Annotated in this window: 1 pseudogene; it reads left to right on the top strand. The window is 68.6% G+C overall.

What is annotated here, in order from left to right:
• Positions 1-316: 316 nt before the first annotated feature.
• Positions 317-863: pseudogene (locus tag D2K64_RS23865) on the top strand (hypothetical protein); the annotation flags it as partial.

Below are 863 nucleotides of genomic sequence, written 5' to 3'. Positions count from 1 at the left end.
CGATCTCCTGCCCACCGGGAGCCAGCAACGCGCCGCGTGCGGTGTCCAGGAGAAAACCGTCCAGCCGGTACGCCATGCCTTCACCCGAGAGTGCCATCCCCGAGACCCTCCTGTCTGCCTCCACCTGAAGAAGTTCCGAACAAAATCCGATCGTTTTACGGTCGAATCGTATCACGGTGGCAGGGGTATGGCACCCCGATTATTCTGGCGCGCCAGCCCGAGCGAACCTCGTCCGGAGTCCGAAATTGACCCCTTCCCTGCCGCCCGCCGCATGCCGGCCCCGCTCCGGGTCTCCAGCGCCGGGTGGGACATAGTCATGCAGGATGCGCTGAGGATCACCGAGGCACGGCACTGGATGGTGCGCATGCCGTTCCGCTCGGACATGGAATGGGCCTCGGGGCGACGCAGCGGCACGACGCGCCTGATTGTCCGGCTCACCACCGCGGACGGAACCGTGGGTTGGGGCGAGACGATCGCGCTGCTGGACGCGATCCCCGCCGTGCTGGAACGGGTGGTTCTGCCGATTGCGCTGACGAAGTCGGTGGACCAGGCGGAGGCGCTGCACCGCCATGTCCTCGGCGCGGGCTACTACCACCATAAGCGTGCCGCCGTCATGGCCATCTGCGCGGTGGAGATGGCCATGTGGGACGCGTTCGGCCACGCCTGCGCCCAGCCCCTGCACCGGCTGTGGGGCGGGCTGTGGCGGGACCGGGTGGAGATGGCCGCGTACATCCTTGCCGCCGAGCCGGCGGCGGCGGCCGAGGCAGCGCGGGCCTACCTCGACCGCGGCCATCGCAGCTTCAAGGTCAAGATCGGCATGTCCGAGCAGACCGACATCGCCCTGGTGCGGGCGGTGCGCGAGG

This window comes from Teichococcus vastitatis (assembly GCF_003604215.1).
Lineage (GTDB): Bacteria > Pseudomonadota > Alphaproteobacteria > Acetobacterales > Acetobacteraceae > Pseudoroseomonas > Pseudoroseomonas vastitatis.
Note: the sequence above shows the minus strand (reverse complement) of the source record. Positions and strands in the feature narration are given on the sequence as shown.